The 26157-nt window shown below is 73.2% G+C and carries 23 protein-coding genes; 8 read left to right on the forward strand and 15 right to left on the reverse strand.

The genetic code is table 11. From position 1 onward, the window contains the following. Nucleotides 1–26 precede the first annotated feature (26 nt). Nucleotides 27–1070, forward strand: a complete 1044-nt coding sequence (locus IE207_RS18340) for a phosphotransferase family protein (protein WP_190185306.1) — start codon at nucleotides 27–29, stop codon at nucleotides 1068–1070. 9 nt (nucleotides 1071–1079) lie between these two features. Beyond that, nucleotides 1080–2300 (forward strand): acyl-CoA dehydrogenase family protein, encoded by a 1221-nt coding sequence (locus tag IE207_RS18345; protein ID WP_190185307.1) that lies wholly within the window; start codon nucleotides 1080–1082, stop codon nucleotides 2298–2300. Between the two features lie 31 nt (nucleotides 2301–2331). Here the strand turns inward: IE207_RS18345 and IE207_RS18350 are convergent, their stop codons facing one another. The 3 genes from IE207_RS18350 to IE207_RS18360 form a co-directional block, all read right to left on the reverse strand. Next, nucleotides 2332–2943, reverse strand: coding sequence for a TetR/AcrR family transcriptional regulator (locus tag IE207_RS18350; protein WP_190185308.1), 612 nt, complete (start codon nucleotides 2941–2943; stop codon nucleotides 2332–2334). A 61-nt stretch (nucleotides 2944–3004) separates the two neighbouring features. Beyond that, the gene (locus IE207_RS18355) at nucleotides 3005–4765 is read right to left on the reverse strand and encodes an AMP-binding protein (RefSeq protein ID WP_229873801.1); all 1761 of its coding nucleotides are present in this window, start codon (nucleotides 4763–4765) and stop codon (nucleotides 3005–3007) included. Then, nucleotides 4762–5526: an SDR family oxidoreductase gene (locus IE207_RS18360; RefSeq protein WP_373304729.1), complete on the reverse strand. Its 765-nt coding sequence runs from the start codon at nucleotides 5524–5526 to the stop codon at nucleotides 4762–4764. The genes IE207_RS18355 and IE207_RS18360 overlap by 4 nt, the downstream gene beginning before the upstream one ends. A 108-nt stretch (nucleotides 5527–5634) precedes the next feature. Here IE207_RS18360 and IE207_RS18365 point away from each other — a divergent pair, with 108 nt between their 5' ends. From IE207_RS18365 to IE207_RS18380, 4 genes are all read left to right on the forward strand, one after another. Continuing rightward, the gene (locus tag IE207_RS18365) at nucleotides 5635–6879 is read left to right on the forward strand and encodes an exo-beta-N-acetylmuramidase NamZ family protein (protein WP_190185310.1); all 1245 of its coding nucleotides are present in this window, start codon (nucleotides 5635–5637) and stop codon (nucleotides 6877–6879) included. A gap of 89 nt (nucleotides 6880–6968) precedes the next feature. Then, nucleotides 6969–8267 carry a lipase family protein gene (locus IE207_RS18370; RefSeq protein ID WP_190185311.1) on the forward strand — a complete coding sequence of 433 codons (1299 nt, stop codon included), beginning with the start codon at nucleotides 6969–6971 and terminating at the stop codon, nucleotides 8265–8267. Nucleotides 8268–8420: 153 nt separating this feature from the next. After that, on the forward strand, nucleotides 8421–9011 hold the full coding sequence (locus tag IE207_RS18375; RefSeq protein ID WP_190185312.1) for a hypothetical protein: 591 nt from the start codon (nucleotides 8421–8423) through the stop codon (nucleotides 9009–9011). A 12-nt stretch (nucleotides 9012–9023) separates the two neighbouring features. Next, entirely contained in the window at nucleotides 9024–9809 is a 786-nt protein-coding gene (locus tag IE207_RS18380; RefSeq protein ID WP_308433621.1) for a 3-keto-5-aminohexanoate cleavage protein, read from the forward strand. Here the strand turns inward: IE207_RS18380 and soxR are convergent. Continuing rightward, nucleotides 9784–10233 carry a redox-sensitive transcriptional activator SoxR gene (gene soxR, locus IE207_RS18385; RefSeq protein WP_190185313.1) on the reverse strand — a complete coding sequence of 150 codons (450 nt, stop codon included), beginning with the start codon at nucleotides 10231–10233 and terminating at the stop codon, nucleotides 9784–9786. The genes IE207_RS18380 and soxR overlap by 26 nt on opposite strands. Before the next feature lie 154 nt (nucleotides 10234–10387). On the opposite strand from soxR, the gene IE207_RS18390 reads away from it, so the two are divergent. Beyond that, complete coding sequence (locus tag IE207_RS18390) at nucleotides 10388–10849, forward strand: MaoC family dehydratase (protein WP_190185314.1); 462 nt, start codon at nucleotides 10388–10390, stop codon at nucleotides 10847–10849. A gap of 19 nt (nucleotides 10850–10868) precedes the next feature. Here the strand turns inward: IE207_RS18390 and IE207_RS18395 are convergent, their stop codons facing one another. The 3 genes from IE207_RS18395 to IE207_RS18405 form a co-directional block, all read right to left on the reverse strand. Continuing rightward, entirely contained in the window at nucleotides 10869–11495 is a 627-nt protein-coding gene (locus IE207_RS18395; RefSeq protein WP_190185315.1) for a TetR/AcrR family transcriptional regulator, read from the reverse strand. Between the two features lie 173 nt (nucleotides 11496–11668). After that, nucleotides 11669–11980 (reverse strand): YiaA/YiaB family inner membrane protein, encoded by a 312-nt coding sequence (locus tag IE207_RS18400; RefSeq protein ID WP_190185316.1) that lies wholly within the window; start codon nucleotides 11978–11980, stop codon nucleotides 11669–11671. Between the two features lie 161 nt (nucleotides 11981–12141). Then, nucleotides 12142–13293, reverse strand: coding sequence for an acyl-CoA dehydrogenase family protein (locus tag IE207_RS18405; RefSeq protein WP_190185317.1), 1152 nt, complete (start codon nucleotides 13291–13293; stop codon nucleotides 12142–12144). 89 nt (nucleotides 13294–13382) lie between these two features. Here IE207_RS18405 and IE207_RS18410 point away from each other — a divergent pair, with 89 nt between their 5' ends. Further along, entirely contained in the window at nucleotides 13383–14033 is a 651-nt protein-coding gene (locus tag IE207_RS18410; protein WP_190185318.1) for a TetR/AcrR family transcriptional regulator, read from the forward strand. 64 nt (nucleotides 14034–14097) lie between these two features. Here IE207_RS18410 and IE207_RS18415 read toward each other — a convergent pair whose 3' ends face one another. From IE207_RS18415 to IE207_RS18450, 8 genes are all read right to left on the reverse strand, one after another. Further along, nucleotides 14098–15177, reverse strand: coding sequence for a Zn-dependent alcohol dehydrogenase (locus IE207_RS18415; RefSeq protein ID WP_190185319.1), 1080 nt, complete (start codon nucleotides 15175–15177; stop codon nucleotides 14098–14100). A 116-nt stretch (nucleotides 15178–15293) separates the two neighbouring features. Then, a complete protein-coding gene (locus IE207_RS18420; RefSeq protein ID WP_190185320.1) occupies nucleotides 15294–16706 on the reverse strand; it encodes an aldehyde dehydrogenase family protein in 1413 nt (470 codons plus the stop codon). Between the two features lie 99 nt (nucleotides 16707–16805). Next, nucleotides 16806–18284, reverse strand: a complete 1479-nt coding sequence (locus tag IE207_RS18425; protein ID WP_190185321.1) for a CitMHS family transporter — start codon at nucleotides 18282–18284, stop codon at nucleotides 16806–16808. A 73-nt stretch (nucleotides 18285–18357) separates the two neighbouring features. Continuing rightward, a complete protein-coding gene (locus tag IE207_RS18430) occupies nucleotides 18358–20649 on the reverse strand; it encodes a molybdopterin-dependent oxidoreductase (RefSeq protein ID WP_190185322.1) in 2292 nt (763 codons plus the stop codon). Between the two features lie 153 nt (nucleotides 20650–20802). Further along, complete coding sequence (locus IE207_RS18435; RefSeq protein ID WP_190185323.1) at nucleotides 20803–21423, reverse strand: TetR/AcrR family transcriptional regulator; 621 nt, start codon at nucleotides 21421–21423, stop codon at nucleotides 20803–20805. 36 nt (nucleotides 21424–21459) lie between these two features. Further along, nucleotides 21460–22830 carry a hypothetical protein gene (locus IE207_RS18440; RefSeq protein ID WP_229873802.1) on the reverse strand — a complete coding sequence of 457 codons (1371 nt, stop codon included), beginning with the start codon at nucleotides 22828–22830 and terminating at the stop codon, nucleotides 21460–21462. Continuing rightward, nucleotides 22827–23687 (reverse strand): cupredoxin domain-containing protein, encoded by an 861-nt coding sequence (locus IE207_RS18445; protein ID WP_190185420.1) that lies wholly within the window; start codon nucleotides 23685–23687, stop codon nucleotides 22827–22829. Before IE207_RS18445 ends, IE207_RS18440 begins: the two co-directional genes overlap by 4 nt. A gap of 107 nt (nucleotides 23688–23794) precedes the next feature. Then, nucleotides 23795–25939: a right-handed parallel beta-helix repeat-containing protein gene (locus IE207_RS18450; protein ID WP_190185324.1), complete on the reverse strand. Its 2145-nt coding sequence runs from the start codon at nucleotides 25937–25939 to the stop codon at nucleotides 23795–23797. Between the last annotated feature and the right edge of the window lie 218 nt (nucleotides 25940–26157).

Raw genomic sequence — 26157 nt, forward strand, 5'->3', positions numbered from 1 at the left:
GTCCACTCCGCATGGAGGTGCGCCCCATGACCCCAGCACCAGCCTCGCCGCCGGCCGGCCCCCGGGGCCTCGACCTGGGCCGGCTGCGCGTCCATCTCGACGCGTCCCGGCCCGGGCTCGTGGCCGGGGAGCTGAGCGGCCGCCTGATCGAGGGCGGCCGCTCGAACCTCACGTACGTGATCACCGACGGGTCCCTCCGCTGGGTCGTGCGGCGGCCGCCCCTGGGCCACGTCCTGGCCACCGCGCACGACATGCGGCGCGAGCACCGGGTGATCAGGGCCCTGCACGGCACGGCCGTACCGGTGCCCGAGCCGCTGCTGCTGTGCGAGGACGAGTCGGTGCTCGGAGCGCCGTTCTACGTCATGGAGTACGTGGAGGGGGTCCCGTACCGGACCGCCGACCAGCTCGCCTCCCTCGGCCCCGACCGCACCCGGCGGGCCGTCCTGGGCCTGGTGGACACCCTGGTCGACCTGCACGCGGTGGACCCGGCGGCCGTGGGCCTGGGCGACTTCGGCCGCCCCGAGGGCTTCCTCGACCGGCAGTTGCGCCGCTGGGGCAAGCAGCTCGCGGCCTCCCGCGGCCGGGACCTCCCCGGCATCGACGAACTGCACGGAGCGCTCGGCCGCGCCCTGCCCGCCTCCCCCGCCCCCACCGTGGTCCACGGGGACTTCCGGCTCGACAACGTGCTGATCGGCGGCCCGGACGACAGCATCCGGGCCGTGCTGGACTGGGAGATGTCCACGCTCGGCGATCCGCTGACCGACCTCGGGCTGCTCGTCATGTACAGCGCCGACCTCGGCCTGACCGACTCCCCCGTCAGTACGACGAGCGGCGCGCCCGGCCACCCCTCGCCCGCCGAACTGATCGAGCGCTACGCCGCCCGCTCCGGCCGGGACACCACGGCGATCGCCTGGTACACGGCGTTCGCCTGGTTCAAGCTCGCGGTGATCCTCGAAGGCATCCACTACCGCTTCACGCTCGGCCAGACCGTCGGCGCGGGCTTCGACCGGATCGGCGAACTGGTCCCGGTCTTCATCGAACACGGCCTGAACACCCTCCAGGAAGGCTGAGGCATCCGCATGGACTTCGCATTCGACGCCCGTACCGAGGAACTCCGCGAACGGCTCTCGGCGTTCATGGAGGAGTACGTCTACCCGGCGGAACCCGTCGCCGCCGAGCAGCGCGCACGGCTGGCCTCGCCCTGGGACACCCCGGCCGTCTTCGGTGAACTGAAGGCCGAAGCGCGCCGTCAGGGCCTGTGGAACCTCTTCTTTCCAGGCGGGGAGTACGGCGCCGGGCTGACCAACCTCCAGTACGCGCCGCTGGCGGAGATCACGGGCCGTAGCCCGCACCTGGCGCCGATGGCGACCAACTGCGCCGCCCCGGACACCGGGAACATGGAGCTGCTCGCGCAGTTCGCGAGCGAGGAGCAGAAGAAGCAGTGGCTGGAGCCGCTGCTGGCCGGGGAGATCAGGTCGGCCTTCGCGATGACCGAGCCCGAGGTGGCCTCTTCGGACGCGACCAACGTGGAGACCCGCATCGAGCGCTCCGCGCAGGGCGACGAGTACGTGGTCACCGGCCGCAAGTGGTACATCTCGGGTGCCATGAACCCGGACTGCAAGGTCTTCATCGTCATGGGCAAGACCGACCCGGACGGCGCGGACCCGCGTCGCCAGCAGTCGATGATCCTGGTGCCGCGGGACACGCCGGGCGTGGAGGTCCGGCGCGCCATGCGGGTGTACGGGTACGAGGACCACGACCACGGCGGTCACGCCGAGGTGGTCTTCGACGGGGCCCGGGTCCCGGCGGCGAACCTGATCGCCGAGGAGGGCTCCGGCTTCGCCATCGCCCAGGCGCGGCTCGGGCCCGGGCGGATCCACCACTGCATGCGGCTGATCGGCATGGCGGAGCGGGCCATCGAGCTGATGTGCCGGCGTGCGATCGGACGCACGGCCTTCGGCAAGGAGCTGGCCGCGCAGGGCGTGGTGCAGAACTGGATCGCGGACGCCCGGGTCACCGTCGAGCAGCTGCGTCTGCTCGTGCTCAAGACGGCCTGGCTGATGGACACGGTCGGCAACCGCGGGGCACACACCGAGATCCAGGCCATCAAGATCGCGACCCCGCGCGCGGTGGTGCGGATCCTGGACGACGCGGTGCAGCTGCACGGCGCGGGCGGGGTGAGCCAGGACTTCCCGCTGGCCGAACTGTGGGCGGCGGCGCGGACCCTGCGGCTGGCGGACGGCCCGGACGAGGTGCACCAGCGCTCGCTGGCGCACCGGGAGCTCAAGCGGTACCGCTGAGGACGGTACCGCCGGGCCCGGTGTCTGCGGGTCAGGGGCGCAGCGCGCGCAGCAGCAGGTCGGCCAGGTGATCGGCGACCTGCTGCGGCGTGAGCGGGCCGTCGGCTCGGTACCAGGTGGACAGGTGGTGCACGGACCCGAAGTGGTAGTCCACCACCAGGTCGGCGGGCGTGGCGGCCGAGAACACGCCCGTGCGCTGGCCCTCTTCGACCAGTGCGCGGAAACGCTCGTGGTAGCGCCGGCGCTCGGCGCGCACCTGCTTGGACTTGTCGGGGCTGAGCTGGTGCATCGAACGGAAGAAGATGGCCGCGTCGTCGAGGTTCTCGATGGTGGTGACGACCACGTCGGCGGCGGCGGCCCGCAGCCGCTCCTCCACCGGCGCGCCGGAATCGGCGATCGCGTCGAGGCGCTGCTGCTGGAGGCGCAGCATGCGCGCGTACACCTCGTGCAGCAGGTCGTCCTTGGAACCGAAGTAGTGGTAGAGCGCGCCCTTGGTGACCCCGGCCGCCTCCACGATCTCCTGGACGGAGGTGCGGTCGTAACCGCGTTCGGCGAACAGCCGGGTGGCGACGGCCAGCAGCCGCTGAGGCACCGGGGTCTCCCGGGCGGCGCCCTCCGGCTCCGTGGTGGTTCTGGCGGCCATGGCGCTCGCCTTCCTTTCTGTTCCCTCGCTGTCAGGGCGTTGTACGACCGTCCGACTGTTTTCAGCCGCGCTCGCGCAGTTCCCGTCGCAGGATCTTGCCACTGGTGGTCTTCGGAAGGACAGGCAGGACCTCGACCTGGCGCGGGTACTTGTACGCGGCGATGCGTTCGGCGCAGTACGCGGACAGTTCCCCGGGTTCGACGGAGGCGCCGGGGCGCAGGCTGACGTACGCCTTGACGCTCTCGCCGCGGTAGGGGTCGGGGACGCCCACCACGGCCGCCTCGCGGACGGCGGGGTGGGTGTAGAGCACGTCCTCGACCTCGCGCGGCCAGACCTTGAAGCCGGACGCGTTGATCATGTCCTTCTTGCGGTCCACGACGTAGAGCCAGCCGTCGCGGTCCATGAAGCCGACGTCCCCGGTGCGCAGTTCGCCGTCCGGGAACGCCTTGGCGGTGTCGTCGGGCAGGCCCCAGTAGCCCGGCACGACCTGGGGGCCGCGGACGGCTATCTCGCCGCTCTCGCCGAAGGGGACTTCGGCCCCGTGCTCGTCGAGGATGCGGACGAGCGTGTCGGCGCCGGGGACGCCGACCGACAGGGTGCCGGAGACGGGGTCGACGGGTGCTTCGAGGTGGGGCGGGACGGAGGCGCAGGGGGCGGTGCACTCGGTGAGGCCGTAGCCGTTGCGCAGGTAGAAACCGAAGTCGGCGCGCAGGCGTTCGACGAGGGCGGGCGGGAGCGGGGCGCCGCCGGAGGAGATCACCCGGAAGGACGCGAAGTGGTCCGGGGTGGCGGCGGGGTGGGCGGCGAGGGCCATGAAGGCGGTGGCCGGGCCGACGGTGTAGGCGGGGCGGTGTTCGAGGAAGGCGTCGAGGACGGCGCCCGCGTCGAAGCGGTGGGCGAGGGCGAGGGTGCCGGCGTTGGCGAAGCAGGCGGCGAGCTCGCAGACGATGCCGGTGATGTGGAAGAGCGGGGCCAGCGCGAAGTAGACGGCGCCTTCGGGGACGGGGTGCCCGGTCACCTGGCGGACGGCGTTGTAGCTGAGGGCGCCGTGCGGGTTCATGGCGCCCTTGGGGGTGCCGGAGGTTCCGGAGGTGTAGCTGATGAGGGCCGTGTCGGCGGCGGCGAAACCGGGGTGGGGCGGGGCGGGGCGGCCCTGGCGGGCGACGGTGGTGAGGTCGGCGACGCCGGGCCCGGGGGCGGCGCCGGCCGCGGCGTGGTGGACGGGGAGGTCGGGGTGGTTCTGGCGCGGGATCGCGGGGAGGGTGGCCGTCGGGCCCGCCGTCGCGGCGGCTGCCTGCGGGTCCCGGCCGGGACCGAGGACCCGTACGTCGTCTCGGGTCTGGAAGTCGGTGTCGTGCGCGGTGAGCGCGGTGTGCACGGCGCTGTCCCGGACGGCCTCGCGCAGGTACGCCGGCCAGGCCCGGGCGTCGCAGACCAGCGCGGCGGCCCCCGAGTCGCGCAGGATGTGCCGGACCTCCCTCGACTTGTACATGGGGTTGAGGGGGACGACGATCGCCCCGGCCTTCCAGGCGGCCAGCACGGCGAGCACGAAGTGCGGGGTGTTCTGGAGCATGACCGCGACCCGGTCGCCACGGCGCACGCCCCGCGCGGCCAGGTGTCCGGCGACCGCGTCGGAGAGCGCGTCGGTCTCGGCGTAGGAGAGCCGGCCGTCGAAGTAGGCGACCGCCGGGTGGCGGGGCGCGCGGGCGACGGCCGCCCGGAAGGCGTCGAGCACGCTGGGCGGGGGCGTGACGGGCGCCAGCTGGGCGGCGGTGAGGCGGCCCAGCCAGGGCCGGTCGGCGTAGCCGGGGCTCGCGGTCACCGTGCCTCCCACTTGCGCTGGAGGTGGTTCATGCCGGTCAGCCAGCGGTCGGGCTCGGTGGCGCGGGCCGCGTAGTAGTCGGCCACCTCCGGGTGCGGGAGGATCAAGAACCGGCCCTTCTCCATGCCGTCGAACAGGGCGTCCGCGACCGCTTCCGGCTCGATCGCGGTCGGCGCGAGGACGAGCTCGCCCGCCGATCCCGCGGCGGTCAGCATGTCCGTGCGCACGCCCTGCGGGCAGATCGCGTGGACCTCGACGCCCCGGTGGCGGTAGGTCAGCGAAAGCCATTCGGCGAACGCGAGGGCGCCGTGCTTGGTGACACTGTACGGGGCGGCCCCGATCATGGTCAGCAGCCCGGCGGCGGAGACGGTGGACACGAAGCGGCCGCTGCCCCGCTCCAGCCAGTGCGGCAGCAGGGCGCGGGCGGCGCGGACGTGCGCCATGACGTTGACGTCCCAGGCGGCCTCCCAGACCCCCTCGTCGGCGAAGGCGTCGCCGCCCGAGGCGAGTCCGGCGTTGGCGCAGTAGACGTCGACGGTCCCGCCGAGGGCCTCGCGGGCCCGCTCGACGACGGCCGAGGCGTCTCCCGGGACCGCGATCGCCCGGGGGCCGATCCCGTCCGCCACGGCGGCGGCCTTCGCCGGGTCGAGGTCGTTGACCACGACGGTGGCCCCCTCGGCGGCGAAGCGGCGGGCGAGGGCCTCGCCGATGCCGCCGCCCGCGCCGGTGACGACGACTCGCTGGTCCTGGTACGCGCTCACAGGGATGCCTTTCGACGCTGACGGACGGATCCGGAAGGCGGTATCCGGAGGGCAGACTAACCAGTCGGTATGTCGGATCGGAAGGGGTCGGCCGCCTAGCGTGTGCGGATGACGCTGTCACGACGCGGGGTGCTGGGACTGGCGGGGGCCGTGGGGGCGGCGGGGGCCGTGTGTGGCCCGGGCAGCGCACGGGCCGCACCGGGGCGGGTGCGCACCGGGTTCGAGCGGCTCGCCGCGGACGGGTACGGCTTGCTCGACGGACAGCGGATCGGGGTGGTCACCAATCCGACGGGTCTCACCGCGGACGCCCGTCACGTGGTCGACGTGCTGCACGCCGACGAACGGGTCGACCTGGTCGCGGTCTTCGGGCCCGAGCACGGCTTCCGCGGGACGGCGCAGGCGGGCGGCTCCGAGGGCTCGGCGCGGGACCCGGCCACCGGACTGCCCGTGTACGACACGTACGGCAAGAGCGGCCGGCAGCTCGCGGACGTCTTCACGGCGGCCGGCGTCGACACGGTCGTCTTCGACGTCCAGGACGTGGGCGCGCGGTTCTACACCTACATCTGGACCCTGTACGACTGCATGCGGGCGGCCGCACTGGCCGGCAGGGCGGTGGTCGTGCTGGACCGCCCCAACCCGATCGGCGCGCTGCGGGCGGCCGGGCCCGTGCTGCAACGGCCGTACGCCAGTGGCGTGGGACGCGAGCCGATCGCGCTCGCGCACGGCATGACGGTGGCCGAGCTGGCCTTGCTGTTCCAGGGGGAGTTCCCCGCCGAACGCCCCCTCGCGTTGAGCACCGTACGGATGTCGGGCTGGCGCCGGGAGTCCTTCTTCGGTGCGACGGGACTGCCCTGGGTGCCGCCGAGCCCGAACGTGCCGACCCCGGACACCGCCCTCGTCTACCCCGGGACCTGCCTGTTCGAGGGGACCAACCTGTCCGAGGGGCGCGGTACGACGACACCGTTCGAGGTGGTGGGCGCGGAGGGCGTCGACCGGCGGTGGGCCGAGGCGGCGAACGCGCTGGGGCTGCCCGGGGTGTGGTTCCGGGAGGCCTACTTCACGCCGGTCTTCTCCAAGCACGCGGGCAAGGTGTGCGGCGGGGTCCGGCTGCTCGTGCACGACCGCGCGGCCTTCGATCCGGTGCGGGCGGGCATCGGACTCCTGGTCACCGCCCGCCGGACGTGGAGCGGGTTCGCCTGGCGGCCCGACCACTGGATCGACCGGCTGACCGGTTCCGACCGGGTGCGGACCATGGTGGACGCGGGAGCGGGGGTCGAGGAGATCGCCGGCGACTGGGCCGAGGGCCTGGCCCGGTTCGCGGCGGTGCGGGAGGGGTACCTGCTGTACCGGTGACCCGCGGCGGGTTCCGTCGCGGGGCTGGCCGGGCGGGCCCGGCCGCAGGATGCTGGACGCGGCGGTGGCAGGACCCGGAGGGGGGCGTCATGTCGGGTGGAGCGGCGTGGGGAACGGGCGTCGGGGTGTCTCCGTACGCGGAGCTGGTCTTCGACGCCGACGGGGATCCGGCCCCGGGCACCGGGACCGCGCTCGACGCGATGGAGGTCACCGACCTGCTGGTCTTCGCGCACGGCTGGAACAGCGAACCCGCCACTTCGACGCTGCTCTACGACCGGTTCTTCGAACCGTTTCCCGACCTGGTGGGGCCGGCGGTGCGACTGGGGTACGCGGGGGTGCTGTGGCCCTCGATCCGCTTCGCGGACGAGCCGATACCGGACTTCGACCCCCCCGGCCCCGCGGGCACGCTCGCCGAGCCGGGGTTCGGGACGGCGCTGGACCCTGACACCAGGCGGGCGCTCGGCCGGTTCTGGCCGGGGCGGGAGGCGGAACTGGACCGGGTCGCCGAACTGCTGGAGGAACGGCCCGAGTCGCAGGCCGCGTTCGTGGAGTTCGGGGCACTGGTGCGGGAGCTGGCCGGGGTGGTGGCGGTGCCCGCCGCCACCGGCGAGGACGTGCCGGCGATGTTCACCGAGGACGTCCTGGAGGTGTGCCGCCGCTTCACCGACGCCCTCGCCGAAGCGGGCGCGGCCGCGGGCGGGGCGGAGTTCTCCGTGGGCGACGGGCTCCGGGCCCTGTGGAGCGGCGCCAAGGAGGTGCTGCGCCAGGCCACGTACTACGAGATGAAGAAGCGTGCCGCAGTGATCGGCGAGCGGGGGCTGGGACCGGTACTGGCCCGGCTGGCCGCGCGCAGACCCGCCCTGCGCGTCCATCTGATCGGGCACAGCTTCGGCGGCCGGGTGGTGTCCTTCTCCCTGCGTGCGGTGCCCGGCGGCGCCCGCTACGTGAAGTCCCTGACCCTGCTCCAAGGGGCCTTCTCCCACTACGCCTTCACCGACCGCCTGCCGCACGACAAGAGCCGCGGCGGCGCCCTGCACGGGCTCCAGCGCGCGGTGGACGGCCCGGTGGTCGCCTGCCACTCCCCTTACGACACCGCCCTCAAGGTGTTCTACCCGCTGGCTTCGCGGATGGCAGGCGATTCGGCCGGTGTGCTCGGCCTGGACGAACGGTGGGGCGCGCTCGGACACGACGGCGTGCAGGCGGTGGCCGGCGCCCCCCGGATGACACTGGCCGCGGCCTTGCGCGACGGCCTGCCGACGGCCGGTTGCGTCAGCGTGGACGCGGGCGCCGTGGTCCGCAGGGGCGGAGCGCCGACGGGGGCGCACAGCGACATCTGCCACGAGGAACTGGCCCGGATCGTGGTGGCGGCGGGGCGCATGGGGCGCTGACTTCCGGCCATGTGCCACCCGCACGCCTCGACCGCCCCGCATGCGCCCACGAACCTCCGGGCATGTTGGGCACGTCGGAACGTAGGACGACGTTCACCTCGTACGGCGTCTCGACGTCGGTGTGGGCGTGGGCGCGGCGGAGGTGAGGGTGTCATGGCGGGATTCCGGAGTCTGGCCTACCAGGTGCGGGACGGGCGCAACGACCGGGCGTTGCGGCGCCATTCGCTGCGCCGCTGTCTGGAGCGGTTCGCCCCGTACGGGCACCGTGCGACGTGGTGGCACCTGTGCGACCGGCACGGGATCGCCCCCGAGGACCGGGCGGCCGATCCGCAGCGGCTCGTCGCGGCGCTGGAGGAGCTGGAGGAGGCGCGGGCGGTCTGGCTGGAGTACGAGCGCCAGTTCGCGGAGCGCAGAAGGCGCGAGAAGCACCACGGACTGCGCCGGCCGGAGTGGGCGTGGGGCGGCAGCGGGGACGCGGTGGTGCGGTGCGCGGACCCTGGGGTACGGCCGGACGGGACGCTGGGCGATGTGCTGCGGCGGCTGGTGAAGGCGCTGGAGTCGGAGCCGGGGACGTCGTGCCCGGTCTGTGGGGAGCAGGAGCTGCGCTGGCCGTCGGTGGGCGCCGGTCACGGGGCGTGGGACGGGGCGTGGGGGTGGGACGGCCCGGTGTGCGGCGGCTGCGGGATCGTCGTGCCCAGACCGGCGTTGGCGGACGCGCTGACATATCCGGCGTCGGCTGCGTGAACGGTGAGGGGGGTGGGGCCGGGCGGCCCGGGAGGGGCGTGGATCCAGGTCGCGCTGAACGGTGCGCGGGGTGCGGCCGAGGGGGCCGCCGTGCCGATGTCCCCGCAGGCGTTGGCGGAGTCGGCCCTGGGGGCGGTCGCCGCGGGGGCCCGGGAGGTACTGGTCCACCCGAGGACCCCGTGCGGGCGCGAGAGCCTCTCGCCCCGGGTCGTGGGGCCGGTGCTGGAGGCGTTGCGGGGCGCGGGGGTCTCCGTACCGCTGAGCGTGCCGGTGAGCGTGGCGGCGGAGCCGGATCCGGTGGGGCGGCTGGAGCGGGTGCGGTCCTGGGTGGTGCTGCCGGAGCGGGCGGTGGTGCGCTGGGCGGAGCCGGGGGCGCGGGAGTTGGCGTCGGCGCTGCTGGCGCGCGGGGTGGCGGTGGACGCGGTGGTCCGGGTGGAGGAGGGCCGTTGGGAGGCGGGAGCCTGGGTGGGGGCGGCCCGGGCGGGGCGGGTCCGGCTGGTCGGTGAGCCGGCGCAGGCGGATCCGGCGCTGGTGGCGGGGTCGGCGGCCGGGTTGGCGGCGGGGTTGGTGGCGGTCTTGGGGAGGCCGCCGTCCGTGCCGTGGATGCTGTTCGGGCGGGAGGCCGCCGCCTGGCCCGTGCTGCGGCTGGCCGCGCGGTGCGGCGCGGGCGCGCGCATCGGCGTGGGAGAGGTGCTGTCTCTGCCGGACGGGCGGCCGGCGCATTCGAACGCCGAGTTGGTGGCGGCCGCCGTCCGGGAATGGGCGCGCGCCGCTACGACGACAGCCGGGACCCGGTGAGCCGTTCACCGAAGACGTCGTCCGGATTGGACAGCGCGCAGGTCTTGAGCGACAGGCAGCCGCAGCCGATGCAGTCGGAGAGGTTCTCGCGCAGCCGGGTCAGCTGCTTGATCCGCTCGTCGAGTTCGGTGCGCCAGGCCTCGGACAGGGCCGCCCAGTCCTCGCGGGTCGGCGTGCGTTCCTCGGGGAGGCGGGCCAGTGCCTCGCGGATGCTGGCGAGCGGGATGCCGACCCGCTGTGCGGCGCGTACGAAGGCCACCCGGCGCAGCGCGTCACGCGCGAAGCGGCGCTGGTTGCCGGAGGTGCGGCGGCTGCTGATCAGGCCCTTGGCCTCGTAGAAGTGGAGTGCGGAGACGGCCGCGCCGCTGCGCGCGGACAGCTGGCCGACCGTGAGTTCGTGGACGTTTCCGGGAATCTGCGGCACCTGACCGAGGGTAGTCGGCCCGGGCGGGGAACGGGGCGGAGGTGCGGTGCGGGGGTCCCGGTCCGGTTGTCGGGGGGTGCGTTGACAGGGGCGGGCGTCCCCCGCATGCTGAGCAAGCGCTTATTAGCTTGATCAGCGAGAGGCAGGGGCAGGCATGGCCGAACCGAGGATCTTCACGTCCGCCGAGGAACTGCGCGCCGGCATCGGCGAACAGTTGGGCCCGAGCGGCTGGCTGGAGGTGGACCAGAAGCGGATCGACCTCTTCGCCGACGCCACGGGCGACCACCAGTGGATCCACGTGGATCCGGAGCGGGCGGCCGCCGGACCCTTCGGCTCCACCATCGCGCACGGCTACCTCACGCTGTCGCTGCTGCCGAGCCTCGTGCCGCAGATCATTCGGGTCGAGGGCATGCGGATGGGCGTCAACTACGGGACGAACAAGGTGCGTTTCCCCGCTCCGGTGCCGGTCGGATCCCGGCTTCGGGCCACCGCGGTGGTCACCGACGTCACGGAGGTGGGCGGCGGGGTGCAGGTCACCGCGACCGTGACCGTCGAGCGGGAGGACGGCGAGAAGCCGGTGTGCGTGGCGGAGTCGGTGTCCCGGTACTACTTCTGAGGCACGCCGCCCCGCACCGTCAGGGTTTCGCCGCCACCATGCGCAGCACGAGGTCGGCGTAGAGCGCGCCGACCTCGTCGGGGGTGCGCTGCCCGGCGGCGTTGAACCAGCGGGCCACGTCGATGCACAGGGACAGCACGGCGAGCGTGGTGCCCGGGACGTCGGGGACGTCGAACTCCCCGGCCCGCACGCCGTCGGCGAGGATCCGGCGCACAGCGGCGTCGCTCTGCCGGCGCAGCGCCACGATGTCGGAGCGGTGCTCGGGGGCGAGGGCATCGAGCTCGTACTGGACCACCCGCGCCGTGGTGTGGTGAGCGGCGTGCCACCGCACGAAGGACCGCACGGCCTCGGCGAGCCGCTCGGCCGGGGACCCGGGGCCGTCGGCGGCGGTCTCCAGGATCTCCAGCGCCTTGTCGTGGCCGATGCGGCTGATCCGGTGGAGGAGCTCTTCCTTGGTCTTGTAGTGGATGTAGAGCGCGGCCGGGCTCATCCCGGCGCGGGCGGCGATGTCGCGGGTGGTGGTGGCGTGGTAGCCGCGCGCCGCGAAGGTCTCGACGGCGGCGACCAGCAGCCGCCGGGCGGCGTCGGGGGTGACCTCCGACCACGGCTGGTAGCCGCCGGTCTCTGCCGCGCCGGCACTGTCCATCGCTCGCTCACCCTCTTCGGCTTGTAGGAACCAACACCTTACCGGAGGGTGAGCAAGCGCTTAGGACTTTGCGGCCGGGCGCCGAGTGGCCGGGCATCCGGGCATCCGGGCATCCGGGCATCCGGGCATCCGGGCATCCGGGCATCCGGGCTAGGCGACCCCGGGCGTCCTGCCTAGGCGGCCGGGCGTTCCGGGGCCTGCTTCGGGGAGAAGGGGTCGTACTCCGCCATGATCTTCTCCATTCGGGCCTGGTCGACCCGGCTGACGATCTGCGTGACCTCCTGGCGGTCGCGGATGACCTTGGCGAGGGTGAAGGCGGAGGTGGTGAGGTAGAGGACCGCGATGCCGAGGAAGGCGCGGACCCAGCCGTCGGCGTCCATGTTGTAGATGCCCAGCCCGACAGCGGCGAGGGCGGTGGCGAAGGAGGCGACGGCCTGGCCGTAGTACGCCCCCGTGTTCTGCTGCTTGACCGGTGTCTCGTTCATGCCCCCAGCTTCGGGGCGGGGCGGCCGGCGGCGCATCCGCGCGCGTACTCACGTACGTACTCAGACGGCACACGCCGACGCCCCCGCCGCAGCCCGGGCGGGCGGGCCGAGACTCCGGCCGGGGCGTGGGCGGGCGGGCCGAGGCTCTGGCCGGGGACCCGTCAGAAGGCCGAAACCCCTGTGCGGGCACGGCCGATGAGGAGCTTCTGGATCTGGCTGGTGCCCTCGTACAGGGTCATGACGCGGGCGTCGCGCAGCAGCTTCCCGGCGGGGTACTCGTCGATGTACCCGTACCCGCCGTGCACCTGCAGGGCGTTGCTCGCGGCCCGCACGGCGGCCTCGGAGGCGAAGAGCTTGGCGGTGGAGGCCTCGGTCGCGAAGGGCTGCCCACGGTCGATCAGGTCGGCCGCCCGCCAGGTCAGCAGGCGGGCCGCGTCGACGTCGACGGAGATGTCGGCGATCAGCTCCTGGACCAGCTGGTGTTGGGCGATGGGCTTGCCGAACTGCTCGCGCTGGGCGGCGTACCCGACCGCCGCGTCGAGCGCCGCCTGGGCGATGCCGACGCAGCCGGCGGCGACGGACATCCGACCCTTGGCCAGCGCCGACATGGCGACGGAGAAGCCCTTGCCCTCGGGGCCGAGCATCGCGGAGGCGGGCACGCGGACGCCGTCGAGGGCGAGTTCGGCGGTGGCCTGGCCGCGCAGGCCGAGTTTGCCGTGGATCTCGCGGCGGGTCAGGCCCGGGCTGTCGGCCGGGACGAGGAAGGCGGACACACCGCGGTGGCCCGGCTCGTCGTTGGTGCGGGCGAAGAGGAGCACCACGTCGGCCCAGGTGCCGTTGGTGATGAACATCTTGCTGCCGCTGAGGACGTACGCGTGGCCCTCGCGCGTGGCGCGGGTGGTGAGGTTGCCCGCGTCGGAGCCGGTGCCGGGTTCGGTCAGGCCGAAGCAGCCGAGCGCGTCGCCGGAGCACAGGCGGGGCAGCCAGGCCTGCTTCTGCTCCTCGGTGCCCCAGGCGGCGACGGTCTTGGCGACGAGGCCGAGGGAGACAGAGACGATGCCGCGGACGGCGGAGTCCCCGCGGCCGAGCTCCTCGGTGACGAGCGCGTAGGCGAGGTGGTCGCCGCCGGAACCGCCGTACTGCTCCGGGACGGTCAGGCCCAGGAAGCCGAGGTCCCCGAGCTTCTTGACGATGGACCGGTCGACGCTTTCGGCGCGGTCCCATTCGGCGGCGTACGGGGTGATCTCGCGCTCGGCGAACTCCCGGGCGAGCCGGCGTACGGCGGTCTGCTCCTCGCTGAGCTCCAGGTTCACCGGGGACCTCCGGGCGTCGTGGGGGTGAGGTGGTCTCGTACGGCCCGGGCTTTAATTAGCAGTGCTAGTTTAACGGGCCGGGTCTTACTATGTGCCGCATGGCCAGACCGCGCAAGCCCCTCCTGAGCAGAGACCTCATCGTCGAGTCGGCGGGCGCGCTCGTGGACGCGGAGGGGCTGGAGGCGGTGTCGACCCGGCGGCTGGCAGCAGCGCTCGGGGTCAGCGGGCCCTCGCTGTACAACCACTTCCGGACCAAGGACGAGATCCTGGAAGCGGTGGCGGACTCGGTGAGCAGCCGGGTCGACTTGTCGATGTTCGACGGCGGCCGGGAGTGGCGGGAAGCCCTGCACGACTGGGCGCACTCCTACCGGGCCGCCTTGGCCGACCACCCCAACATCGTGCCGGTGCTGGCGCGGGGGCCCGGCCGACGCCCGGCGGGGCTGCGGGTCGCGGACGCCGTCTTCGGCGCGATGACGGCCGCCGGGTGGCCGCCGGCCCAGGCGACCAGGATCGGCGCGCTGATGCGGTACTTCATCCTGGGCTCGGCAGTGGCTTCCTTCGCCCGCGGTTTCGTGGACGACCGGACCGCTTACGACCCCGGCGACTATCCGCACCTGGGCCAGGCCCACCTGCTGGCGGAGCGGCAGCGGGAGGTGGACGAGGGCGCGTTCGAGACGGGCCTGACGGCCCTGCTGGACGGACTGGCCCTCCAGTACGAGGCGCTGCGGCAGGCGTCGTGACCGCTCGCGGCGGACCCTGACGAAGACGCCTGCCGGGCGCCCCGGCCCTGGAGGGCGACGGGCGCTAGAAGACGACCAGGGAACGGCCGCCCTTGCCGGCCAGCATGTCGTCGAAGGCGCCCGGGATGCCGTCGAGGGTGATGTGGTCGGTGACGAGATCCCCGAGGACCAGGCGGCCGGCGCGGACGTGGTCGGCGATCACCGGCAGGTCGCGGGCCGGGTCGCTGTTGCCGTAGACGCAACCGGTGAGGGTGCGGGCGAAGTGGAAGATCTCCAGGGCGTGGAAGGTGACCTGCTGTTCCTTGCCGCCGATGCCGACGACGGTGGTGCGGCCGCCGCGACGCGTGGACTCCCACGCACCCCGGATGGTCTCGGCCCGGCCGACGCACTCGATGGCGACGTCCGCGCCCCGACCGCCCGTGAGGGCGCGGATCCGCTTGGCGGTGGTGTCGGACGCGAGGACGAAGTCGGTGGCTCCGGCCGCCCGCGCCAGCTCCTCCTTGGCCGGGGAGACGTCGACGGCGATGACCGGGCCCGCCTGGGCGATCCTCGCGGCCTGGAGGGCGGCCAGCCCGACCCCGCCCACGCCGAAGACGGCGACCGACTCGCCGGGGCGGACCTGGGCGCTGTGGTGGACGGCGCCGTAGCCGGTGAGGACGGCGCAGCCGAGGAGGGCGGCTTCGGTGAGCGGGATCCCCTCGGGCGCGGGCAGCACGCAGTTCGCCGCGACCACCGTCTCCTCGGCGAAGGCGGCGACATTGAGCCCGGGGTGCAGCTCGGTGCCCTCGGCATCGTGGGCGTAGACGGCGCCGACTCCGGTGAGGGCATTGACGCAGAGCCACACCTCCCCGATCCGGCAGTGGTGGCATTCACCGCAGGACGGGGCCCAGTTGAGCACTACTCCGTCCCCCGGGGCGACGTGGGTGACCCCCTCCCCCACCGCGAGTACCGTCCCGGCGCCCTCGTGGCCGAGGACGGCGGGGACGGGAACCCGCATGGTGCCGTTGGTGAGGGAGAGGTCGGAGTGGCAGACACCGGCTGCGGCGAGCCGGACCCGGACCTGCCCGGGTCCGGGTTCGGGCAGCACGATGTCCCGGATCTCCAGCGGGGCTCCGACGGCGGGCAGGATGGCGGCGCGGACCATGGTCGTTTCCGTCTCTCGGGGCGGGGGTTCGGGCAGGGGGCCGGGCGGTGGCGGGGGTTCGGGCAGGTCGGCCGGGCGGTGCGGGTTGGGCGGTGCGGGTATGGGTTCGGCGGGGCTCAGAACTGGAGGGACTTGGTCTGGAGGTACTCGGCCAGGCCGTGCGGCCCCAGCTCGCGGCCGACCCCCGACTGCTTGTAGCCGCCGAAGGGCGCGAGCACGTTGAAGCGGCCGCCGTTGATGTCCACCTGGCCGGTATCCATGCGGCGGGCGAAGGCGACCGCGGTCTCCTCGTCCGCGGCCCACACGGCTCCGCTGAGCCCGTACACGGTGCCGTTGGCGATGCGCAGGGCGTCCTCCTCGTCCTCGTAGCGCAGGATCGACAGCACGGGGCCGAAGATCTCCTCCTGGGCGATGGTCATCTCGGGCGTGACGTCGGCGAACACGGTGGGGGCGACGAAGTACCCGTGCTCGTGGGGCGCCTCGGGGCCGCCCGCGACGAGGCGCGCGCCTTCCTCGACACCCTTGACGATGTACGCGCGGACGCGGTCGCGCTGCTTGGCGTTGACGACCGGGCCGACGCGGGTGCCCGGCTGGGTGGGGTCACCCGTGGCGTACTTCGCGACGGCGGCGGCCGCGAGGCTGACGGCCTCCTCGTACTGGTCCCGGTGGACGAGCATGCGGGTGAGCGCGTTGCAGCTCTGGCCGGTGTTGCGCATGACGTCGGCCACGCCCGTGGAGACGGCCTTGGCGAGGTCGGCTCCGGGCAGGATGACATTGGCCGACTTGCCCCCCAGTTCGAGGGCCACGCGCTTGATCGCGGCGCCGGCGGTGGCGCCGATCTTCCGGCCGACGGCGGTCGAGCCGGTGAAGGAGACGAGGTCGACTCCCTCGTGCCCGGCCAGCGCCTGCCCGGCGACCGGGCCGGTACCGGTCACCAGGTTGAAGACTCCGGCCGGGATGTCCGCCTCGTGCACGGCTTCGGCGAAGAGCTGTGCGGTCAGCGGGGTGTCCTCCGCCGGCTTGAGGACGAGGGTGCAGCCGGCGGCGAGAGCGGGTGCCACCTTTGCAACGATCTGGTGCAGCGGGTAGTTCCAGGGGGTGATGGCCCCGACCACACCGACCGGTTCCATCAGCACCGTGGAGTTGCCCAGGCGCTCCTCGAAGGCGTAGGAGGCGGCCAGTTCGGCGTAGGAGGCGGCGACCCCGATCGGGGCGCCGACGTGGACGGCTTCCGCGAAGCCGAGCGTGGTACCGAGTTCGGCGGTGATCGTCTCGGCGAACTCGGTCTTGCGGGCGGTCAGTACGTCGCGCAGGGCGCCGATCAGGGCGGCCCGTTCGGCCGGGGCGGTCGACGCCCAGCCGGGCAGCGCCGCGCGGGCCGCCCGTACCGCGGCGTCCACGTCGTCGGCGGTGCCGGCCGGGACCCCGCCGATGACCTGTTCGTCGGCCGGGTTGACGACCTCGATCCGGTCGCGTCCCGAGGACGGCCGCCATGCGCCGCCGATGTACATCCCGTCGTGGGCCTTCATGGCTTTCCTCCCGAGCACGCACGAGCGTGTAGACGCGGACCTCGCGGACAGCCTACAAACTAGCAACGGTAGTTTTATCGGCGCCAGGGTTCACCGGGATCAGATGATGCCGAAAAGCATCCCTGCCGCCAGCACCACGAGGGAGGTCAGTGCCGCCCATTTCACGGTGAAGCGGGTGTGGTCGCCGAATTCGACCTTGGCCATGCCGACGAGCACGTAGACGGCCGGAACCAGCGGGCTGGACATGTGCAGGGCCTGCCCGACGAGCGAGGCGCGCGCGATCTCCAGCGGCGAGACGCCGTGGGCGGCGCCGGCTTCGGCCAGTACCGGCAGGACGCCGAAGTAGAAGCCGTCGTTCGACATGAAGTACGTCAGGGGCAGGCTGAGCAGTCCGGTGACGAGGGCCATGTGCGGGCCCATGCCGTCGGGGATCGCGCCGACCAGCCAGTCGGCCATGTGCTTGACCATGCCGGTGCCGGTGAGCACGCCGGTGAAGACGGCTGCCGCGAAGACCATCCCGGCGACGTTCAGGACGTTGTCGGCGTGGGCGGCGACGCGGGCCTTCTGGTCCGGCATGTGGGGGAAGTTGACGGTGAGGGCCAGGGCGGCGCCGAGCAGGAACAGCACGGGGATCGGGAGCAGCTCCATGATCATCGCGGTGAGGAGCGCGACGGTCAGGGCGGCGTTGAACCAGTAGAGGCGGGGGCGCAGGGTCGGCCGGTTCGGGTCGAGGCCCTGCATCCCGTCGGCGTTCCCCTCCCCGGTGGACGGGGCCGGGGCGGCCGCGGAGGCCGGGCGGGGGGACGTGCCTTCGCCCGAACCGGCGCGAACCGCCGGGGCGGAGCCGGCGCCGGCACCCGGGCCGGCCGCGACCGTGACGGGCTGCGCCTCGGCGGGTTCCGCCACGAGCACGGCCTCGTGCGTCTCGTGCGCCTCGTGCGCCTCGTCGCCGGGAAGCACGAGGGTGCCGACGCGGCGGCGTTCCTTCACGCCGAGCACGTAGGCGAGGACGAGCACGCACACCAGCCCCATGGCGAGGGCCGGGATCATGGGTACGAAGATGTCGGCGGCGTCGAGCTTGAGAGCGGTGGCCGCGCGAGCGGTGGGGCCGCCCCAGGGCAGGGTGTTCATGACGCCGTTGGCAGTGGCCGCGACGCCGGTCATGACCACCAGGCTCAGCCCGAGCCGCTTGTAGAGCGGGTACATGGCCGAGACCGTGATCATGAAGGTGGTCGAGCCGTCGCCGTCGAGCGAGACGATCGCGGCGAGCACCGCGGTGCCGACCACGACGCGCATCGGGTCGGCCTTGCAGAACCGCAGGATGCCCCGCACGACCGGGTCGAAGAGGCCGACGTCGATCATCACGCCGAAGTAGACGATGGCGAACATCAGCATGGCGGCGGTCGGCGCGAGTTTGCCGACGCCGTCGATGACGTAGTCGCCGAGGTGGGCGCCCTTCCCCGCGAACACACAGAAGAGCGCGGGGATGAGGACGAGGGCCGCGATGGGCGACATTTTCTTCAGCATGATCAGGACGAGGAAGGTCCCGATCATGGCGAAGCCGAGGAGAGTCAGCATGCAGGGAACGTAGGCTCCTCCTCCTGGGGCCAACAAGACGTGCGCGTGTGAGCAATACGAGCAAAACCCCAGCTCAGGGCAGGGGTTCCAGCTCGACGGGGAACCCGTTGAGCACGGCGGTACCGGACAGCGGGTCCAGCCGGGTGCCGTCCAGGAGCTGGTTCACGTTGACCCCGGGATCGGTGGCGGCCACCGACAGCCGGGAGCCGGCCCGGTCGTGACCCCAGCCGTGCGGGAGGCTGACGACTCCGGTCCGCACGGTGTCCGTGACCTCGACCGGAACGTCGAGGGCGCCACCGTCTGCGGTGATCCGGGCCCGGCCGCCGTCGGTGAGCCCGAGCCGGTCCGCGTCGTGCGGGTGCACGTGGAGGGTGCAGCGGTTGGAACCTCCGACCAGGGCCGGGACGTTGTGCAGCCAGCTGTTGTTGGACCGGAGATGGCGGCGGCCCACGAGCACCAGAGCGGCGGGGCGTTCGGCGAGCGCCGCGCGCAGCCTGGGCAGCTCGGCCGCGATCGGGTCGGGCAGCAGCTCGATCCTGCCGCTGCGGGTCCTCAGCACACCGGGGAGCCGGGGGCGCAGCGGACCCAGGTCGATGCCGTGCGGGTGGGCGAGCAGCCGGTCCAGGCTCAGGGCCGCCTCGGGCGTGCCGTCGGCCCCGGCCTCGGGCATGCCCGTACCCGCCGCCGCGTCGGCGTCAGCGCGCAGGGCGGGGGCGAACCGGTCGCCGTACGGGCCGAGGCGGAGCATCAGGTCCAGGCGCCGCTCGGGGCCGTTGTCACCGGAGAGCAGGCCGGCCAGGCGCTCCGGTTCCTCGCCGTGCAGCGGGGAGTGCGGGTCGGCGGTCTCCTTGGCGAGGGTGGCCCGGATCACCGACTCGTCGACGTCGGACGGGGCGGCGCCGTGCATGCCGGAGACGGCGAGGACGAGACGGGCGTGGATCTCGCACTCGTCTAGCCGGTCCGCTTCGAGGGCGACGGCAGGCCGGGTGTAGCGAACCTGGTTGCGGATGGCGAAGCCGTTGAAGGCGAAGTCGTGGTGCGCGCTCTGTGCGGGTGGCGGCGGGGGCAGGACCACATGGGCGTGGCGCGAGGTCTCGTTGAGGTACGGATCGACGCTGACCATGAAGTCGAGGCCGGCCAGCGCCCCGTCCAGGCGGCGGCCGTCGGGGGCGGACAGCACCGGGTTGGCCGCGATGGAGATCAGTGCCCGTATGCGCCCCTCCCCCGGCGTCTCGATCTCCTCGGCCAGTGCGGCGGTGGGCAGTTCGCTCTTGACTTCGGGGTGGCCGCTGACCCGGCTGTGCCAACGGCCCATGGCGAACCCCTTGCCGGCGCCCGCGGGGCGGGGCCGGGGGCCGGCCGCCGGGAGCGGGAAGAGGGCGCCGCCCGGGCGGTCCAGGTTGCCGGTGAGGATGTTCAGTACGTCGACCAGCCAGCTGGCGAGGGTGCCGTACTCCACGGTGCAGCTCCCGATCCGCCCGTACACGGCGGCGGTGGGCGCGGCCGCGAGTTCGCGGGCGAGGGCACGGATCTCGTCGGCCGGGAGGTCGCAGGCGGGGGCGACGGCCTCAGGAGTGAAACTCGCGAGCGCTGCGCCGAGTTCCCGGAGGCCGTCGGTGTGTTCCGCGAGCGCTCCGGGTGCCGCCAGCCCTTCGGCGAGCAGGGTCTGGGCGAGCGCGGCCAGCAGCAGGGCGTCGCTGCCGGGCCGCGGGGCGAGGTGCCGGTCGGCGAGCCGGGCGGTGCGTGTGCGGCGCGGGTCGACGACGACCAGCTTGCCCCCGCGTGCGCGCAGGGCTTTGAGCAGGCCGGGGAAGTCGGGAGCGGTGCACAGGGAGCCGTTGGATTCCACGGGGTTGGCGCCGAGCAGCAGGAGGAAGTCGGTGCGGTCCAGGTCGGGCACCGGGATGGCGAAGGGGTCGCCGAAGAGCAGGCCGCTGGAGACGTGCTTGGGCATCTGGTCCAGGGTGCTGGCGGTGAAGAGGTTGCGGGTGCCGAGGGCCTTGAGGAGGAGCGGCGGGTAGAGCGCTCCCGCCATGGTGTGGACATTGGGGTTGCCGAGGACCACGCCGACCGACTGGGCTCCGTGCTGCCGCACCAGGGCGGGCACGGCTTCGGCGATGGCGTCGAACGCCTCTGCCCAGGTGGCTTCTCTCAGGTGCCCGTCGCGGCGGACGAGGGGGGCGCGCAGCCGGTCGGGGTCCGCGTCGAGGGCACCGAAGGAGGCGCCCTTGGGGCAGATGAAGCCGCGGCTGAACACGTCGTCGCGGTCGCCCCTGGCGCCGGTGACGGTGGTGCCGTCGATGGTGAGGGTGAGGCCGCAAGTGGCTTCACACAAGGGGCAGATGCGCAGGGCGGTGCGGGGCATGGACCCTCCGGGGGCGGCAGGCTGCGGCGGTGCGGGCGACGGTCCAGCGAGCATACCGACCGGTAGGGAGGTTGGGGAGAGGGTGCGCCGGGCGGGAATCGTGCCGATCACGCGGGACCCGGGCGGCGAGGTTGAGCCGTCGGCGGGGCGGGGTCAGTCCAGTACCCGCGCGAGGTACGCCTGCATCATGGCGCGGGTTTCGGCGACGATGCCCGGGTCCCCCGCCGGGTCGGTCCGGAAGGCGAGTTGGATGAGTGCGTCGGTGGCTTCGACGGCGACCAGGACCGCCCGTTCGAGGGCGGCGTCGGGGACGAGCCCGAGGTGGTGCGAGAGCAGCTCGGTGAGCCGGACGGCGACCAGGTGGTTCGGGTCGGCCGCAGGACCGTCGGGCGGCGGCGCGGGCACTCCGAAGTCCACGAGGGCGAAGCCCGGGACGCTGCGCTTCATGGCCAGGTACTCGTCCAGCACCGCGTCCACGACGGGCCGCCAGTGTGTGCGGGGCAGCGCGGCGAGCCGCTCTTGGATCCCCTCGGCGTAACGGTCGAGGTTGCGGTGCGCGAGGGCGATGGCCATGGCCCGCTTGTTGCCGAAGAAGCGGTAGACGGACCCGATGGGCACTCCGGCGCGCAGGGCCACGGCGCGGGTGCTGAGGTTCTCGTACCCGGTCTCGTCGAGCAGTTCGGCGCAGGCGTCGAGGATGCGGGCGAGGCGGTCGGCGCTGCGCTGCTGGATCGGGGTCCGGCGCATGGGCTGGGCGGGGGGCACGGGGTCCATCATGCCGCTCCTGTCGGGCGCTCGGGGCCGGCGGTCTCAGTTCAGGAGGAGGCCGAGCCCGCCGATGGTGTACGTGATCATCAGCGCGAGCAGCGGCAGTTGGCCGGCGACGGCCTTCGCCGGCGGGAAGAGGCGGACGGAGCGGTCGTGGGCGGCGACGACCCCGGCGACGTGACCGGTGACGACGGCGATGACCTGGAAGGCCGCGAGAGCCCCTGGGCCCAGTGGCGCCAAGGGTTCTGGGGCGTTGTCAGTACCCAGTGCCATGATTACTGTGCGTGGTCCTTCGGTGACGAGGAGGGAGAAGTAGTGGGCGGTGAGATAGCCGAGCGAGATCGGCACGAGTGAGTGCGCGAAGGCGGTCAGCGGGCCGGGGTGTGGGCCGCTGACGAGGCGGGTGGCCGCCGCGCACAGGCAGTACAGGGTGGCGACGAGGGCGATGGAACCGAGGAGTCCGAGCGTGGCCGCGGGGGTGCGGCCGAGGGGGGAGGTCTGTATCGCGTTGATCCAGGAGGGGTTGTCGGAGAAGCCGTCGTAGGCGGTGGAGCCGAGCAGGACACAGACGGTGGCGACGAGTCCCGGCCGCTCGGGCGTCGCGTCGAGTCCGTGGAGGGGGTTGCGCAGGACCAGGCGGCCGTCGTCGCGGCGGCCGAGGGGGGAGAGACGGGCCAGGAGGGTGGAGTACGCCTCGAAGGCGTCTCCGTCGGCGAACCAGTTCTCGCCGAAGCGGGCGGCGAGGACGAGTTGGAGGGCGGTGTAGCCGCCGAGGGCGATCAGAAGGGTGGTGGTTGATGCGGGATCGGGTGAGACGAGCTCGAGCCAGGTGAAGCCGAACAGTCCGGCCGCGGCGGGCCACTGGCCGAGCCTGGCGGGGAGCGGCCGGCCGGGGCCCTGGCGGGGCAGGGCCCGGGCGAGCAGCCGGTGCAGGGAGCGCAGGGGGTTGAGGAGGCGCCAGACGGGGCCGAAGAGGAGGGAGGCGGGGACGAGTCCGACCCAGAAGACGACGTAGACGGCGCCCGGAGCGGGGTTTCGGGTGGGGTCGTCGGGACCGAGGAGGAGGTGGAGGAGTACGGCGAGGGCTCCGGCGAGGCCGAGTCCGCGCAGGGTGGTGCGGGTGGCCGGCGCGTCGGCCACCCGCCGGAGCCCGGCGGGCAGGGCGAGGCCGGAGCGGTCGCCGCGGAAGCGGGAGGTGGACCAGAGCAGGCCGAGGGCGAGGAAGGAGACGAACAGCGCGGCGAAGGCACCGGCGAAGGCGTAGAAGGGAGATATGGGCAGGTCGTGCTGGGATCCGATCCCGTGCGCGAGGAGGGTGACGGCCGGATCGGCCGGGTCCGGGACCACGTCCCGGCCACCGCAGTCACCTCCCGCGCACAGGACGGGGACCAGGAGCGGTCGCGGTGGGGTCATCGGACGAGGAGCTGGGTCAGGACCAGGCCGGACTCGTGGGTCTCGACCTCGAACAGACCGGTGCGGTCGGCCGTCAGGACCAGGGTGGCTTCCTGGCCTGGGGGCAGGGCGAGTTCCTTGTCGTACCCGTGGACGTGCAGGGTGTCCGCGCGGTCGCTGATGACCCGCAGGGCCACGCGTTCGCCGCGCTTCACCTCGACCCGGCCGGGGGCGGGAGAGACCTTGCCGGCCCGGACGGTGAGGGTGATGGTCCGGTCGGCTTCCGGGCTTGCCGACGACGGGGTGGGCGACAGCGGGCTCGGCGACGGCGCGGTGGGCGATGGCGGGGTGGGCGATGGCGGGGTGGGCGCGGTGTGGGTGTGGCCGGCTTCGCCGGGTGCTCCGCCGGTCATCGGGACGGAGGCCTCCACCGCTTTGCCGCCGACGGCCCAGGCGGTGTGGTCGTCGGCGTAGAGGCGGACGGTCAGGGTGTGTGCGCCCTCGGGCACCTGCGCCGCGGGCAGGTGGAACCAAGGGCCGTACACCCGGGCCAGCTCGTGGCCGTCGAGCTCGAGGTGGGCGTGGCCGGTGCCGGGGAGGGCAGCGCCGCCCGTGCTGTCGGGGGTGAAGCGGAAGTCCGTCACGGCCAGTTGGAGGTTCCACCCGTCCTCGGAGTCGGGGCGCGCGGTGAGGCGTACCTGCGGCGCGCCCTCGGCCGGTACCTCACGCAGGTGGTGGCCGGCCCCGTCCTGGGCCGGGAGCAGGGTGCCGACGTTACCGGAGGCCTGCTCGTGGCTGGTGCCGGGTTTGTGGTGGGTGGTCGCCCGACCCCCGCAGCCGGTCGCCCCGCCCGCGAGCAGAAGGAGGAGTGCGACCAGGGCAGCGGTGCGGGTCGTCCGGCGGGGTGCGCGTGACGCGGGGCGGGGCAGGGGGTCGCAGGCGTCGCATGTGACGCGGGCGACGGGCCGGGCGGCAGCGTCGTCGGTCACGGGGTGCCTCCGGTGGTGTCCGCTGCGTTCGGGGTGGCTGCGGCGCTCAAGGCCGGCGGCGGATCCGCCGGGGCCGGGGCTCGGTCGCCGTCCGGATCTCCGCCGGGTCCGGCGGGGCGGGCCGGGGCGGCGCCCGGGCGGGCGGAGGCGACGACCGCCCAGAGGATCCAGAGCACCGCCACGACGCCTCGTATCCAGGCGGGGCTCAGCGGGATCCAGGGGACCATCAGGACGGCCTTGTCGAAGGCGTCGAGCAGGGTGAGTGCACCCAGCAGCAGGGTCAGCCGGGCCAGCCAGGGCCGGTCCGGCCGCAGCGCCACGCCGGCTCCCGTCCACCACAGGCCCAGGAGCAGCAGGGCGAGCGCCGGGACGAAGGTCGGGTTGAGCGTCATGGTGGAGCCGGCGACGTCCAGCACCAGCCCGGCCAGGCCCAGCAGCGAAGCGGCCGTCCCCAGCCGCGAGTGCCGTAGCCGGCGCCACCACAGCACGCCGCCCACCAGCAGCAGTACGCCGGCCACGGCGAGCGCGATCTGGGTCTCGACGCGCTCCAGGCCGCGGGCGCCGTACCAGTCGCAGCCGGCGGGCAGCTTGCGCGCCTGGACGTTGTAGTCGGCGCAGACGAGCAGCTGGACCAGCTTGACCGGTTCGCCGACCAGGCGCGCGGAGCCGCCGGAGACCGCTCCGCGGCGGTCTCCGCACACGGGCAGGGTGCCGGGTGTCGAGCCGTCCGGTCCCGACTGCCAGCAGTTGCCCCGGCCCTGGCCGTCCCACCACACGTCCATGCCGTTGGGCCGCGAGGCGCCCGCCTTGTCCCTGCCGAGGATGTTGCCGGCGTAGCGGTTGTGGTGGGAGGTGTCCGCCTGCTTCGACCACGCCTCCTCGCCCCGGATGAAAGCGGGCACGGCGCTGAGGAAGAAGCCCGCGCGCTGGTGCCCGTACACCCAGTTGTCCTCGTAAAGGTTCCAGTTCCCGCCCGCGGTGATGATGCCGGTGCCGGGCGGCATGGAGATCTGGGGACAGACCACGCCCTGTTCGTAGCCGCGCTCGATGGGCGGCTTGGCGCAGGTGCCGTCGGCGACGTTCGGGTAGTAGTCCGCGTTGTTGTCGTGGATCAGGTTCCGCTCGAACTTGGCGTGGTTCTGAGGGAGTCCGGGGTGCCCGGGGAAGGCGCTGTCCATCGAGGCGCCACCCATGTTCTGGTCGAACTCGTTGTCGTGCACCCAGACCGAGTCCCCGGCGGTGCCGGAGTAGCCGACCATGTTGTGGTGGCTGCGGCAGCCGGTGATCTCGATGGAGTAGCGCGGGGCGTCGTAGCCGCGGCCGTCGTTGATGTTGGAGGCGCTGCCGGGGTAGATGCCGGAGTCCCCGTTCCCGTACGACTCGCAGTTCTTGTACAGGCCGTGGTCGCTGGCGAAGGTCAGGAAACCGTACTCGTCGTTCCAGCGGGTGAGGACGTCGTCGATGACGAAGCCGTCGCCCGCGAGTACGTAGAGCGAGTTGAAGGTGGTGCGCTGGGCGGTGAAGTTGCGGAAGTAGATGCCGTTGGACTTGTCGGCGCGGATGGCGTTGAGCTTTTGGTACTTGGCGTCGATGACCACATCGAGGCGGGAGGCGCCGGTGCCTTCGATCTGGAGGTTCGTCTTGCCCAGGATGGCGACCAGGTTCTGGTTGTGGCGGCACTGTTCCTGCTGCTCGTAGGACAGGATCTGGTAGCCGAGTGCGGAGTTCGGGGCCTTGAGGCGGGCGCATTCACCGGTCGGCTTGGGGAGGGAAGGTTCCTCCTCGTAGAGGCCCGGCAGGATCGCGATGTTCATCCCGGCGCGGTCGACGGCGTCGACGGCGTCCTGGAGGTGGCGGTAGCCGGTCTTCTCGCAGAGAGCGTAGAGGGCGAGGTTGCGCTGCTTGAGGTCTTCGGGGAAGGCGGATATCCGGCGCTCGAAGTCCGGCCGGTCCGTCTTGCAGACCAGCAGGTCGGGCTCGGCGCTGCGGTACTCGGGGACGGAGCCGGTTCCGTCGGGGAGGGTGACGGGGCGCTCCTCGTGGGCGGCGGCGGGGGGCGCGGCGGCGAGGAGGGACAGGAGAGCGAGGAGGGCGGCGAGGAGCGCCGCCGGCACGGCAGGAATCCTGCGGGTCCACGGCATGCGCGAGAGAGTAGAGCAATGTTCATCTTTTTGGATCCCCTCGGGCATGAACAGTCCGGCTGCCGCCGCCCGCCGAGCCGCTGCGGCTCCAGTCGGTGAAGCTCCCGCCCGCCGCGGCCGGCCTGGGGTCGAGCGCGTCGCTTGGCGCGAGAACGCCACCGGACCGGTCGGGCCGAGCAGGGGCGCCCGACCGGGGCTCGGAGCCCGACGCACGACGC

Source organism: Streptomyces cirratus, from assembly GCF_014650775.1.
Taxonomy (GTDB): Bacteria; Actinomycetota; Actinomycetes; order Streptomycetales; family Streptomycetaceae; genus Streptomyces; species Streptomyces cirratus.